A 12915-nucleotide genomic window follows, 5' to 3' on the forward strand; every position below is an offset into this window, starting at 1 on the left:
ACCGGGGGGTGCGGGGGGTCGTCCCCCCGCAGGAGACACGCGTGAGCCCGACGGTCTTCAAGCTGCCCGACCTGGGCGAGGGCCTCACCGAGGCCGAGATCCTGGAGTGGAAGGTCTCCGTGGGCGACACCGTCACGGTCGACCAGATCATCGTCGAGGTGGAGACCGCCAAGGCCGCCGTCGACGTCCCGATCCCGGTCGCCGGCACGGTCACCGAGCTCTACGCCAAGGCGGGCACCGTCGTGGACGTGGGCTCGCCCCTCATCGCGGTGACGGCCCGGTCGCACGCGACGGCCGGTGCTGAGAACGCGGCTGCGGAGCAGTACCGGGAGGAGGAGCGGGCCGGGTCCGGCAACGTCCTCGTCGGCTACGGGACGTCCGCGAACCGCCGCTCGCGCCGCCGCGCCGCGAAACCGGCTCCCGAGCCGGCCGCGGCACCGGCGGCAACCGCGTCTCGTCACGGGGTGCCGCGGGTGATCTCGCCCGTGGTGCGGCGGCTGGCGAAGGATAACGGGATCGACGTCGCGGCACTCGCCCCGACCGGCCCCGGCGGCGTCATCCTGCGGCGTGACGTGGAGGAGGCCATCGCCCAAGCCGCGCCGGCCACCAGCCCGACCAGCACCGGCCTGACCACCACCGGCCCGGCAGGCGAAGAGGCCGGCGTCGTGCGCGTCCCGCTCAAGGGTGTGCGGCGGACGATGGCCGATAAGCTGTCACGCAGCCGCCGCGAGATCCCGGACGCGACCACCTGGGTCGACGTGGACGCGACCCGCCTGGTCAAGCTCAAGAACAAGATCGCGCACGCCGACCCGGAGGCGCGCGTCGGCATGCTGGCGCTGCTCGCCGCCGTCTGCGTGACGGGCCTGCGCCGCTTCCCCGAGCTCAACGCCTACGTGGACACCGAGCGGCAGGAGATCGTCCGGCTGCCGCACGTCCACCTCGGGTTCGCGGCGCAGACCGACCGGGGCCTCGTCGTGCCGGTCGTCCGCGACGCGCACGCGATGACGCCGGCCGAACTCGCCGCCGCGCTCAGGGAGCGGACGGAGGCGGCCCGCGAGGGGCGCCTCTCTCCGAGCGACCTCACCGGCGGCACGTTCACGCTCAACAACTACGGCGTGTTCGGCGTGGACGGCTCGACCCCGATCATCAACCACCCGGAGGCCGCCATGCTCGGCGTCGGCCGGATCACCGACAAGCCGTGGGCGCACAAGGGGAAGGTCAGGCTGCGCAAGGTGACGCAGCTGTCGTTCACCTTCGACCACCGGGTCTGCGACGGCGGCGTCGCCGGCGGTTTCCTGCGGTTCGTCGCCGACTGCGTGGAGCGTCCCGAAGTGCTGGTCACCCACCGCTAGGCTCCGCGCGGCGGCGCAGTCCGTCGAACGCGACCTTGCAGAGCGCGTCGGCGATCTCTCCCCCACTCGCGCCGCCGCGCGGCCGGTACCACTCGATCAGCGAGTTGACGAGCCCGAACAGCAGCCGCGCGGCGATCGCCGGGTCGATGTCGGGGCGGATGTCGCCGTCCGCCTCGGCCTCCGCGACCAGCCCGGACACCAGGTGGTCGAACTCGCGGCGGCGGGCCAGCGCCCGCTTCTCGACGGCGGTGTTGCCGCGCACCCGCAGCAGCAGCGTGACGAACGGCTGCTGCTCGACGAGGACGGCGACGCTGGCCCGGACGAGGTGCTCCAGCCGGTCGATCGCGCGCCCCTCCACGGCCGCGGTCTCCGCGGCGGCGGCGAACAGCCCGTCGAGGGCCCGGTCGACGGCGAGTTGCAGCAGCTCGTCCTTGCCGGAGACGTGGTGGTAGATCGCGGACTTGCCGATCCCGAGCCGCTTGGCCAGGTCGTCCATGCTGGTGCCGTCGTAGCCGCGCTCGTTGAACACCTGCACGGCGACCCGCAGCAGCGACTCCCGGTCGTAGCCGGGCCGCCCGCGCCGGTTCGCCCGCCCGCCGCCCACGTTGCTCACGGCGGCCATTATCGCAGCGCCGGGCCCGGTCCCGCTCTTCTCTCCGGGCCCTTCGCCGGGTTAATATCTGACTGAACGTACGGTCAGTAATTCGAGGAGGGCCGATGGCTCCGCTGCCCAGCTACGCATCCGGCGCATGGCATGTCCCGCCGGACGAGGGCGCGCCGCTCACCGACGCCGTCACCGGCGAGGAGGTCGCCCGCATCTCCTCCACCGGCATCGACATGGGCGCGGCGCTGGAGTACGGGCGCCGGACGGGCGGCCCGGCCCTGCGCGAACTGACCTTCCACCAGCGCGCGGCCCTGCTGAAGAAGCTCGGGCTCCACCTGCGCGAACACCGCGACGAGCTGTACGCGCTGTCGGCCCGCACCGGCGCCACCCTCGCCGACTCGAAGATCGACGTCGACGGCGGCATCGGCGTCCTGCTGGCGTACGCGAGCAAGGGCAAGCGCGAGCTGCCCAACGACACCGTCCTCGTCGACGGGGACGTGGAGCCGCTGAGCAAGGGCGGCACGTTCGCCGGACGGCACATCTGCACGCCGCTGCAGGGCGTCGCCGTGCAGATCAACGCGTTCAACTTCCCCGTCTGGGGCCCGCTGGAGAAGCTCGCGCCCGCGTTCCTCGCCGGCATGCCGAGCCTGGTGAAGCCGGCGCCGCAGACGGCGTACCTGTCCGCGCGGCTCGTCGAGCTGATCATCGAGTCGGGCATCCTGCCGGAGGGCACGCTCCAGCTCGTCTGCGGCGACCCCCGCGACCTGCTCGACCACCTGACCGAGCAGGACGTCCTGGCGTTCACCGGGTCGGCCGCGACCGGGCGGCTGCTGCGCAAGCACCCCGTCGTGACCGGGCGGTCGGTCCGGTTCAACGCCGAGGCCGACTCGCTGAACGTCTCGATCCTCGGCCCGGACGCCCGCCCCGGCACGGCCGAGTTCGACCTGTTCGTCAAGCAGCTCGTCGCCGAGATGACGGTGAAGGCGGGCCAGAAGTGCACGGCCATCCGCCGCGCGCTGGTGCCGTCGGACCTGATGGACGACGTCGCGCGGGCCGCGAGCGAGCGGCTCGCGCGGGTGAAGATCGGCAACCCGTCCGACCCGGACGTCCGGATGGGCGCGCTCGCCACCCTCGACCAGCGCGACGAGGTCCGCCGGCAGCTGAAGAAGCTCCTGGACGCGGGCCGCATCGTGTTCGGCGACCCCGAGCGCGTCGAGGTGGTCGGCGCCGACGCCGAGCGCGGCGCGTTCATGTCCCCGATCCTGCTGCGGGTGGACGACACCGACCGTCCCGAACCGCACGAGGTGGAGGCGTTCGGCCCGGTCAGCACCCTGCTCCCCTACGACGGCGGCGCCGAGCAGGCCGTCGCGCTGGCGGCGCGCGGCCTGGGCAGCCTGGTCGGCTCGGTCGTCACCGCCGACCCCGAGTTCGCGCGCCGGGTCGTGATCGGCGCCGCGCCCTGGCACGGGCGGCTGCTCGTCCTCAACGAGGAGGACGCGAAGGAGTCCACCGGGCACGGCTCCCCGATGCCGGGCCTGGTTCACGGCGGGCCGGGACGCGCGGGCGGCGGCGAGGAGATGGGCGGGATGCGCGGGGTCATGCACCACATGCAGCGCACCGCCGTCCAGGCCGGGCCGTCGATGCTGTCCGCGATCACCGGCCGCTGGACGCAGGGCACGTCCCGCACCGAGACCGGCGTCCACCCGTTCCGCAAGCACCTCGAAGAGCTGCGGATCGGCGACACCGTCGTGGCCGGTCCCCGCACCGTCACCCTTGCGGACATCGAGCACTTCGCCGAGTTCACCGGCGACACCTTCTACGCGCACATGGACGAGGAGGCCGCCAAGGCGAACCCGTTCTTCGGCGGCCGCGTCGCGCACGGATACCTCGTGGTCTCGTTCGCGGCGGGCCTGTTCGTGTCGCCCGAGCCGGGCCCCGTCCTCGCCAACTACGGGCTGGAGAACCTGCGGTTCCTCGCCCCGACGTTCCCCGGCGACGAACTGACGGTGAAGCTCACCGCCAAGCAGATCACCCCGCGCGAGAACGCCGACTACGGCGAGGTGCGCTGGGACACCGAGGTCACCCGGCAGGACGGCGCCGTCGTCGCGGCGTACGACGTCCTGACCCTCGTGGCCAAGCGTCCGGAGGAGGAGGCATGACGGAGGCGCAGGAGACCCGGCCGGAGCAGGAGCATTTCGAGCGGACGATCGACCGCGACCAGCGGATCGAGCCGCGCGACTGGATGCCCGACAAGTACCGGGCCACGATGATCCGGCAGATCGCGCAGCACGCGCACTCGGAGATCATCGGGATGCAGCCGGAGGGCCTCTGGATCACCCGCGCGCCGTCGCTGCGCCGCAAGGCGATCCTGCTCGCCAAGGTGCAGGACGAGGCGGGTCACGGCCTCTACCTGTACTCGGCGGCGGAGACGCTCGGCGCCGACCGGTCCGACCTGACCGGCAAGCTGATCTCCGGGAGGCAGAAGTACTCGTCGATCTTCAACTACCCGACGCTGACGTTCGCGGACGTCGGCGTGATCGGCTGGCTGGTGGACGGCGCCGCGATCTGCAACCAGGTGCCGCTGTGCCGCAGCTCCTACGGCCCCTACGCCCGCGCGATGATCCGGATCTGCAAGGAGGAGTCGTTCCACCAGCGGCAGGGCTACGAGCTGCTGATGACCCTCATGCGCGGCACCGGCGCCCAGCGGGAGATGGTGCAGGACGCCGTGAACCGCTGGTGGTGGCCGTCCCTGATGATGTTCGGCCCGCCGGACGCCGACTCCACGCACACCGCGCAGTCCATGGCCTGGAAGATCAAGCGGCACACCAACGACGAGCTGCGGCAGCGGTTCGTCGACATGACCGTCCCGCAGGCGGCGGCGCTCGGCGTCACGCTCCCCGACCCGGACCTGCGCTGGAACGCCGAGCGCGGGCACCACGACTTCGGCGAGATCGACTGGTCGGAGCTGAAGCGCGTCATCAGCGGCGACGGCCCCTGCAACGCCGAGCGGATCGAGCGGCGCCGCAAGGCCCACGAGGACGGCGCCTGGGTGCGCGAGGCCGCCGCCGCCTACGCCGCGAAGCACGCCCATAAGGAGGTGGCGTGATGGAGAGGGACTGGCCGCTCTACGAGGTGTTCGTCCGCGGCAAGCGGGGCCTGAACCACGTGCACGTCGGCTCGCTGCGCGCCCCCGACGCTGAGATGGCGCTGCGCAACGCCCGCGACCTCTACACGCGGCGGAACGAGGGCGTCAGCATCTGGGTGGTGAGGTCGCAGGACATCACCGCGTCCAGCCCGGACGAGAAGGACCCCTTCTTCGCCCCGAGCGGCGACAAGGTCTACCGGCACCCGACGTTCTACGACATCCCCGAGAACGTCCCGCATATGTGAGGCTCCCGATGCCGTCTGACTACCCGTCGTCCGACAACCCGTTCGAGGCGCTCTCCGAGGAGAGCGACGACGCCCGCTGGGCGTTCGGCACCGGCTTCGACGACCCGCTCGCCGGGATCGACCCGTCCGTCCCGGACGGCGTCGACCGCGGCGCGCTGGCCGCGTACTGCCTGATGCTCGGCGACGACGCGCTCGTCATGTCGCACCGCCTCCAGGAGTGGTGCACGCACGCGCCCGAACTGGAGGAGGAGGTCGCGCTCGCCAACATCGCGCTCGACCTGCTCGGCCAGGCCCGGCTGCTGCTGGCCCGCGCCGGCGTCGCCGAGGACAAGGGCCGCGGCGAGGACGACCTCGCCTACTTCCGGGACGCGTCCGACTTCCGCAACGTCGGCCTGGCCGAGGTGGAGAACGGCGACTTCGCGCACTCGACCGTCCGGCTGCTGCTGTTCGCGACGTGGCGGCTGGCGCTGCTGGACCGCCTCACCACGTCACGCGACCCCGTCCTGGCCGCGATCGCCGCGAAGGGCGTCAAGGAGGTCGCCTACCACCGCGACCACGCCGCGCTGTGGACGGTCAGGCTCGGCGACGGCACCGACCTGTCCCACGAGCGCGCGCAGCTGGCGCTGGACGACCTGTGGCCGCATACCGGCGAGCTGTTCACCGCGCACGAGGTCGAGCGGCTGCTGGCCGACGCCGGTGTCGCCGTCGACCCGGCCGGCGTCCATGCGGAGTTCGACGCCGTCCTCGACGAGGTGCTGTCGAGGGCGACCCTTCGCCGCCCCGAGCCCGTCCCCGCGCACCTGGCCGGACGGGACGGTGCGCACTCGCCCGCGCTGGCCGGCCTCCTCACCGAGATGCAGAGCCTCGCCCGCGACCATCCGGGGGCGGCATGGTGAGCGCCCGGACGATCGCCGAGACCGTCACCGACCCCGAGCTGCCGATGCTCACGCTGGCCGAACTGGGCGTCCTGCGCGACGTCACGGAGGAGACCGGCCGCGTCGAGGTGACGATCACCCCGACCTACACCGGCTGCCCGGCCCTGGACACGATGCGCGCCGACCTGCGGCACAGGCTCGCCGACGCCGGGTACACCGACGTCCGGGTCCGCACGGTCCTGGACCCGCCGTGGACGACCGACTGGATCAGCGACGCGGGCCGCCGCAAGCTGCACGAGGCCGGGATAGCGCCGCCCGGCCCGGCACCCCGCCGCGCGCCCGGCCCGATCCCCCTCACGCTGGGCCCGACCCGGCGCGTCCGCTGCCCGCACTGCGGCTCCACCGAGACGGTCGAGCTGTCCCGGTTCGGCGCGACCGCCTGCAAGTCGCTGCGCCGCTGCGACGCCTGCCGCGAGCCGTTCGAGCACTTCAAGGAGATCTGAGTGACGCTCACCGAGGTCGCCCCGCGCCGCGCCGGGTTCCACGCGCTGCGCGTCGCGGGCGTCGAGCGGCTGTGCGACGACGCGGTCGCGGTCACGTTCGACGTGCCGCCGGACCTGGCGGACGTCTACGCCTTCCGCCCCGGCCAGTTCCTCACGCTCCGCCGCACGATCGACGGGCGGGAGGAGCGCCGCTCCTACTCGATCTGCGCGCCCGCCGGGGCCGCGCCGCGCATCGGCGTGCGGGAGATCCCGGACGGCCTGTTCTCGTCCTGGCTGGTGCACGACGTGCGGCCGGGCGACGTCGTCGAGGTGCTGCCGCCGTCGGGCACGTTCACCCTGGACACGTTCACCCCGGGCACCGCGGCCGCGCACCACGTGCTCATCGCCGCCGGCTCGGGGATCACCCCGGTCATCTCCATCGCCGCGTCCGCGCTCGCCGACCCCGGCGCCCGCGTCACCGTCCTGTACGGGAACCGGCGCAGCGGCACGGTCATGTTCGCCGACGAGCTCGCCGACCTGAAGGACGCGCACCCCGACCGCTTCGAGCTCGTGCACGTCCTCTCCCAGGAACCGCGCGAGGCCGAGCTGTTCAGCGGGCGCCTCGACGCCGACCGGCTCCGCACGCTCCTGCCGCTCCTCGTCCCGGTCGCCGGCGTCGACCACTGGTGGCTGTGCGGCCCGTTCGGCATGGTCACCGGCGCCCGCGACGTCCTGCGGGGATTCGGCGTGCCGCGCGACCGCGTCCACCAGGAGCTGTTCTTCGTGGACGAGGCCCCGCCCGAGCCGAACCGGAAGCAGTCGGCCCCCACCGGCCCGGCGTGCGAGGTCACCGTCATCCTGGACGGCCGCTCCACCACCCTCACCCAGCCGGAGGACGCGAGGATCCTGGACTCCGCCCAGCGCATCCGCCCCGACCTCCCCTTCGCCTGCAAGGGCGGTGTCTGCGGCACCTGCCGCGCCAGGGTCGTCGAGGGCGAAGCGGACATGCACCGCAACTTCGCCCTCGACCCGGCCGAAGTCGACGCCGGCTACATCCTGACCTGCCAGTCGACCCCCGCCACCCCGCACGTCACCGTCGACTACGACTCCTGACGCGCAGGCCGCCGCTCATACCGGCCGGATCCGGCAGAACCCTGCGCCGACCTGGCATGACGGTGCATCCTTGGACGTTCACGTGACCCGTGGAGGAGCTTCCCCGATGCCCATCAGCCTGGACAAGGTGCAGTCGACCGCGCCCGGCCTCGTCAGCCTCTACAAGGCCGCCAAGGTCAACCTGGAGAAGCGCGGGCTCGGCGGGCAGCGCGCCGCCGTCTACCTCGTCCTGGACCGGTCGGGGTCGATGCGCCGCTACTACAAGGACGGCACCGTCCAGCACCTGGCCGAGCAGGCGCTCGCGCTCGCCGCGCACCTGGACGACGACGGCGTCGTCCCCGTCGTGTTCTTCGACAAGATCGCGCACCCGGCGGTGGAGGTGGGCCTCACCCGGTACCAGGGCCGGATCAACGAGGAGCACGACCGGCTCGGGCACATGGGGACGACGAACTACGCCGCCGCGATGCAGGCGGTCATCGACCACTACCGGGCCACCGCGCCCGCCGCCCCCGCGTTCGTCATCTTCCAGACGGACGGGTCGCCCGACTCCCGGACGGCCGCCCAGAAGACCCTCTGCGACGCGTCCACACTCCCGATCTTCTGGCAGTTCGTCGGGTTCGGCGACGACGAGTTCAGATTCCTCCGCAAGCTGGACGACCTGCCCGTCCCGCGCAAGCGCGCGATCGACAACGCCGACTTCTTCCCGGCCGGTCCGGAGCCGAAGGCCATCGCCGACGACGACCTCTACGCGCGGCTGATGAACGAGTTCCCGTCGTGGCTCACCGAGGCCCGCGCCGCCGGCATCCTCCGCTGAGTCGGCCGCACGGCACGGGCCCGGGGTACGGGCAGGGGGCTACTCGGGCGCGCAGACCAGGTCGCGGACGGGAAGCCGGCCGGTCAGCAGGTAGTCGTTGACGGTGTCCGCCACGCACCTGTTCGGGTAGCCGCGCTGGTAGGGGGCGTGGACGTCGGCGTCCAGGGTGATCATCCGGCTGCCGGGCAGCATCCGGTGCGCCACCTCGTTGCGCTCGTAGATCGTCCGGGTGTCGCCGGTCGCCGCCACCATCAGCGCGGGGAGCGGGCCGACGGCCCGCACCGGCGGCTCGGCGGGTCGGACCGGCCAGGACGCGCACGGGCCGATGTTGTAGCTCACCGGCCCGAACACGGGGGCGGCACGGCGGGTGCGCTGGACGTCGCGCCAGTAGCCCGCCGGGTCGCGGGGAGCGGCCCCGTCACCGCAGACGATCGCGGCCTGGCCGCTGCCGTACCGTCCCTCCACCCCCGTCAGCAGGAAGGCGAGCTGCTCGTCCAGTTCCGGGGTCGGCCGCGCGGGACGGCCCGCCGCCGCGGCGGCCAGGACGCGGACCGACGCGGCGAGGGTCGCACGCGCCGCGTCCTCGTCGGTGTCGATGCCGGTGAACAGCACGAGGGGCACCATCGTGTCGTCGAGCCGGTACCGCCCGACCGCCAGGGGCGTGCGGGCGGACGCCTTGAGGATCCGGTGCACGGTCCGAATCACCTCGTCGCGAGTGCCGCCGAGACCGTACTCGGCATCGCGCCGCGCCGCCCACGCCGCCCAGTCGCCGAGGACCCGCTCGTTCGCGCCCTCAACACCCGCGAGCAGGCGCGGGCCCCAGCTGAACAGGTCCTGGGAGCTGTCCAGGAGAACCCGGTCGAGGCGGCCGGGGAACATCGACGCGTAGACCTGCCCCAGGTAGGTGCCATAGGACGCTCCGTTGTAGGACACCTTCCGCTCGCCGAGCGCGCCCCGGACCACGTCCATGTCGCGGGCGATGTTGCGGGTGCTGATGTGCTGCAGGAGGTCGCGGTCGGTCCGCGCGCACCGGGCCGCCAGGTCCTTGGCGAACGCGACGGCACGGTCATAGGAGCGGTGCGTCAGCCCGGCCCCTTTGATCCAGGTGCCTGCGGGCCAGCCGCAGTCGACCGGGGCGCTGCGGCCGAGGCCGCGCGGGTCCATCGCGACGAGGTCGTAGCGCGGGCCGGCCGCGCCCATGATGCCGCGCATGTACGGCGGCATGTCCAGGGCGGGGCCGGGACCGCCGCCGTTGAGGAGCATCGTCCCGATCCGGGGACCGGACGCCGCGAGGCGGGAGATCGCGACGGTGATCGTGCGGCCGTCCGGGCGGCTGTAGTCAAGCGGAACGGTCACGTCCGCGCACCGCGCGCCTGCCTTGTCGAGTTCCGCGCCGATGGCGTCGTCCGGGCCGAGCGTGCACGGCTTCCAGTGGAGCCGCTGCTGGTAGAAGCGGTGGAGCGGGTCCGGGGCCGCGGCGGCCGGGGCGACCGCCGTCAGGGCCAGCGCCGCGACCGCCGCCGCGGCGGCCGACGTCCAGCGGATCATCCTCATCGCTCCACCTCGCAGAGGGCGGCCTGGACGATGTCCAGTTCGTCGTTCCACGCCTCCAACGTGGGCGCGTTCTCGTTGAGCATCACGGTGACGCGGCGGCCGGACGGCCCCACACCGGCGAACGTGGTGAACCCGTCGATGCCGCCCGCGTGCCCCCACCACGCGCCACCGCAGCGCAGCGGCGTCCGGATGAGGCCGAGGCCGTAGTACGCGCCCTCCCACACGCGGTCGGGGTCGGCGCGGACGGTCCGCCGCATCTCCGCGAGCATCGCCGGGGGCAGCAGCCGTCCGCCCAGCAGGGCGCCGAAGAAGGCGTTCACGTCACGCGGGCTGGAGACCAGCGCGCCGCCCGCCCACGCGACCGTCGTGTTGAACGCGGTGTAGTCGGTGTACGAACCGTCCTCGCCGCGGACGTAGCCGTGCGGGTGCGGTCCCCGGATGCGGATCTCGTCGCCCGGCCAGTAGGTGTCGCGGAGCCGCAGCGGCGTGATGAAGCGCCGGTCGACCTCGTCCTCCAGCGTGCGCCCGGTGACCTTCTCCACGATGAGCCCGGCGATGATGTAGTTGGTGGTCGAGTAGTGCCAGTCACCTTCCGGCGGCGCCAGGGTCAGCGCGCGGGCCACCAGTTCCTCCGGCTCGAAGTGGCGGAAGCGGAACTCGTCGGTGCCGTCGAAGGTGTCCATGTGGTCGGGCAGGCCGCTGGTGTGCCGCAGCAGGCTGCGCACGGTGATCGTCCGCCCGTCGTAGCCGTTCCGATCGAGCAGGCCGGGCAGGTAGCGCTCGACCGGGGCGTCCAGCGAGATCCGGCGCTCGGCGGCGAGCGCGAGCACGGTCGTCGCCGTGAACGTCTTGGTGATGCTGGCGATGCGGGTCCGCAGGCCGGCGCGCATGGGCCGGTGCGTCCGCCGGTCGGCGACGCCGCTCGCCGCCGTCCACGCGCCGCAGCGGGGATCGTCGATCCGGACGGCCGCGCCGGTGAGGCGGTGCACACCCGTCATGCGCTCCAGCGCGGCGCGCGTCGCATCGTGGTCACCGCAGCGGGGGGCGGCGTCGGCCCGGGAGGGCACCGCCCCGACGGCGGCGGCCGAGGCCGCCGCGACCAGCACAACGGTGACCCGTCCAGCGGTCTGTCTCGTCCCACTCTGTCTCGTACCGTTCATGCCCTCCGACGCTAAGCAGGCGGGCCCGGCGGCGCATTGGGGCGATCACCCGGAGCCGTGGTGGAGCAGACCCCCGGCGTCCCGTGCGGGTTCCGGTCATCGGGACAGGGGTTGGCCGGGCGTTCCCGGCCGCTTACGATCGCCGCACCCATTCCCGCCTGCACGGCGGTGCCGATCGGGCCAGGCGCGGGCCCTCGACTGGGGTCGTTCGCGCGTGCGCGGGCGCCGCTGCGAGAGGAAGACCATGGACCAGACCGCTGACTACGTCGTGGTGGGGGCCGGGAGCGCGGGATGCGTGCTGGCGCGGCGACTGGCCGATTCGGGGGCCGGCGTCGTCCTGGTGGAGGCGGGCGGACCGGACCGGACGCCGCTGGTCCGCAAGCCGGGTCTGATCGCCGTCTTCCACAACGTCCCGCAACTGAAGAAGAAGCTGGACTGGGGCTTCTACTCCGCCCCGCAGAAGCACGCGCTGGACCGGAAGATCCCGCAGACGCGCGGGAAGGTCCTCGGCGGCTCCGGGTCGATCAACGGGATGCTGTTCGTGCGGGGGCACCGCAAGAACTACGACGACTGGGCCGCGGACGGCTGCGACGGCTGGGGCTACGACGACGTCCTCGCCAGCTACAAGCGCATGGAGAACTGGGAGGACGGCGCCAGTGAGCTGCGCGGCGCCGGCGGCCCGATCCAGGTGACCCGGCAGCGCGACCTGACGCCCGCCTCGGAGGCGTTCATCGAGGCGCTGATCGGGACGGCCGGGGTGAAGCGCAACGACGACTACAACGGCGCGGAGCAGGAGGGCGCCGGCATCTTCCAGCAGAGCGTCGACAAGGGCCTGCGCTACAGCTCGTCCGTGGGCTACCTGGACGACCACGGCCTCGCGAACCTGACCGTGCTGACCGGCGCCACCGTCGGCCGCGTCGTGATCGACAAGGGCCGCGCGACCGGCGTCGAGGTCGTCACGAAGAAGGGGCGCGGGACGATCCGGGCCACCAAGGAAGTGGTGCTGGCGGCGGGTGCGTTCGGTTCGCCGCAACTGCTGATGCTGTCCGGTGTCGGCCCCGCCGCGCATCTGCGGGAGCACGGCATCGAGGTGCACGCCGACCTCCCCGTCGGCGACAACCTGCACGACCACATGTTCGTGCCGATGACGTTCATCATGGACACGGCCCGCCACAAGGGCACCGCGCCCTACTTCGGGCGGGGCGTCGCCAAGGAGTGGACCAAGGGCGGGACGTGGGTGGCCCGCAGCGTGTTCGAGGCGGTCGGGTTCGTCCGCACCGGGCAGGCCGGCGACATCCCCGACCTGCAGATCCACGCGCTGCCGTGGTCGTACCCGTTCCCGAACCAGGACGCCCCGGTGCGCCACAAGGTCGACAAGCGGCCCGCGCTGACGATCATGCCGACGCTGATCTACCCGAAGAGCCGCGGCACGGTCCGGCTGGGGTCGGCGGACCCGTCCGCCGCGCCGGTGATCGACCCCGGCTACCTGTCGGAGCCCGACGACGCCCGGCTGCTGCTGGACGGCATCGACCTCGTCCGCGAGGTCATGGCGCTGTCTCTAATACACATCT

Annotated in this window: 12 protein-coding genes; 9 read left to right on the forward strand and 3 right to left on the reverse strand. The window is 72.9% G+C overall.

The genetic code is table 11. From position 1 onward, the window contains the following. Positions 1 to 41 precede the first annotated feature (41 nt). Complete coding sequence (locus tag E1284_RS05090; protein ID WP_243714260.1) at positions 42 to 1352, forward strand: dihydrolipoamide acetyltransferase family protein; 1311 nt, start codon at positions 42 to 44, stop codon at positions 1350 to 1352. On the opposite strand, the gene E1284_RS05095 is transcribed toward E1284_RS05090, so the two are convergent. Further along, on the reverse strand, positions 1339 to 1974 hold the full coding sequence (locus tag E1284_RS05095) for a TetR/AcrR family transcriptional regulator (protein ID WP_131937566.1): 636 nt from the start codon (positions 1972 to 1974) through the stop codon (positions 1339 to 1341). The genes E1284_RS05090 and E1284_RS05095 overlap by 14 nt on opposite strands. Before the next feature lie 95 nt (positions 1975 to 2069). On the opposite strand from E1284_RS05095, the gene paaZ reads away from it, so the two are divergent. The 7 genes from paaZ to E1284_RS05130 all read left to right on the forward strand — a co-directional run bounded on the left by paaZ (position 2070) and on the right by E1284_RS05130 (position 8630). Continuing rightward, entirely contained in the window at positions 2070 to 4115 is a 2046-nt protein-coding gene (gene paaZ, locus E1284_RS05100; protein ID WP_131937568.1) for a phenylacetic acid degradation bifunctional protein PaaZ, read from the forward strand. Further along, the gene (gene paaA, locus E1284_RS05105; protein ID WP_131937570.1) at positions 4112 to 5062 is read left to right on the forward strand and encodes a 1,2-phenylacetyl-CoA epoxidase subunit PaaA; all 951 of its coding nucleotides are present in this window, start codon (positions 4112 to 4114) and stop codon (positions 5060 to 5062) included. The genes paaZ and paaA overlap by 4 nt, the downstream gene beginning before the upstream one ends. Beyond that, on the forward strand, positions 5062 to 5346 hold the full coding sequence (gene paaB / locus E1284_RS05110) for a 1,2-phenylacetyl-CoA epoxidase subunit PaaB (RefSeq protein WP_131937572.1): 285 nt from the start codon (positions 5062 to 5064) through the stop codon (positions 5344 to 5346). The genes paaA and paaB overlap by 1 nt, the downstream gene beginning before the upstream one ends. A gap of 8 nt (positions 5347 to 5354) precedes the next feature. Further along, entirely contained in the window at positions 5355 to 6242 is an 888-nt protein-coding gene (gene paaC, locus E1284_RS05115; RefSeq protein ID WP_131937574.1) for a 1,2-phenylacetyl-CoA epoxidase subunit PaaC, read from the forward strand. Next, positions 6236 to 6724, forward strand: coding sequence for a 1,2-phenylacetyl-CoA epoxidase subunit PaaD (gene paaD / locus E1284_RS05120; protein ID WP_131937576.1), 489 nt, complete (start codon positions 6236 to 6238; stop codon positions 6722 to 6724). The genes paaC and paaD overlap by 7 nt, the downstream gene beginning before the upstream one ends. Then, the gene (gene paaE, locus E1284_RS05125; protein ID WP_131937578.1) at positions 6725 to 7816 is read left to right on the forward strand and encodes a 1,2-phenylacetyl-CoA epoxidase subunit PaaE; all 1092 of its coding nucleotides are present in this window, start codon (positions 6725 to 6727) and stop codon (positions 7814 to 7816) included. It begins immediately after the preceding gene. A 106-nt stretch (positions 7817 to 7922) separates the two neighbouring features. Next, on the forward strand, positions 7923 to 8630 hold the full coding sequence (locus tag E1284_RS05130) for a VWA domain-containing protein (RefSeq protein WP_131937580.1): 708 nt from the start codon (positions 7923 to 7925) through the stop codon (positions 8628 to 8630). 39 nt (positions 8631 to 8669) lie between these two features. Here E1284_RS05130 and E1284_RS05135 read toward each other — a convergent pair whose 3' ends face one another. Then, the gene (locus E1284_RS05135; RefSeq protein ID WP_131937582.1) at positions 8670 to 10184 is read right to left on the reverse strand and encodes an alpha/beta hydrolase; all 1515 of its coding nucleotides are present in this window, start codon (positions 10182 to 10184) and stop codon (positions 8670 to 8672) included. Continuing rightward, entirely contained in the window at positions 10181 to 11344 is a 1164-nt protein-coding gene (locus E1284_RS05140) for a serine hydrolase domain-containing protein (RefSeq protein ID WP_207923569.1), read from the reverse strand. Before E1284_RS05140 ends, E1284_RS05135 begins: the two co-directional genes overlap by 4 nt. A gap of 244 nt (positions 11345 to 11588) precedes the next feature. Between E1284_RS05140 and E1284_RS05145 the strand changes: the two genes are divergently transcribed. Next, a partial coding sequence (locus tag E1284_RS05145; protein WP_131937584.1) for a GMC family oxidoreductase occupies positions 11589 to 12915 on the forward strand: 1327 nt, incomplete at its 3' end.

The sequence above is a fragment of the Actinomadura bangladeshensis genome (assembly GCF_004348335.1).
GTDB classification, from domain to species: domain Bacteria; phylum Actinomycetota; class Actinomycetes; order Streptosporangiales; family Streptosporangiaceae; genus Spirillospora; species Spirillospora bangladeshensis.

Coding starts and splice junctions, on each gene's coding strand:
- E1284_RS05095 (WP_131937566.1), bottom strand. CDS start 1,974: ATGGCCGCCGTGAGCAACGTGGGCGGCGGGCGGGCGAACCGGCGCGGG.
- paaZ (WP_131937568.1), top strand. CDS start 2,070: ATGGCTCCGCTGCCCAGCTACGCATCCGGCGCATGGCATGTCCCGCCG.
- paaA (WP_131937570.1), top strand. CDS start 4,112: ATGACGGAGGCGCAGGAGACCCGGCCGGAGCAGGAGCATTTCGAGCGG.
- paaB (WP_131937572.1), top strand. CDS start 5,062: ATGGAGAGGGACTGGCCGCTCTACGAGGTGTTCGTCCGCGGCAAGCGG.
- paaC (WP_131937574.1), top strand. CDS start 5,355: ATGCCGTCTGACTACCCGTCGTCCGACAACCCGTTCGAGGCGCTCTCC.
- paaD (WP_131937576.1), top strand. CDS start 6,236: ATGGTGAGCGCCCGGACGATCGCCGAGACCGTCACCGACCCCGAGCTG.
- E1284_RS05130 (WP_131937580.1), top strand. CDS start 7,923: ATGCCCATCAGCCTGGACAAGGTGCAGTCGACCGCGCCCGGCCTCGTC.
- E1284_RS05135 (WP_131937582.1), bottom strand. CDS start 10,184: ATGAGGATGATCCGCTGGACGTCGGCCGCCGCGGCGGCGGTCGCGGCG.
- E1284_RS05140 (WP_207923569.1), bottom strand. CDS start 11,344: ATGAACGGTACGAGACAGAGTGGGACGAGACAGACCGCTGGACGGGTC.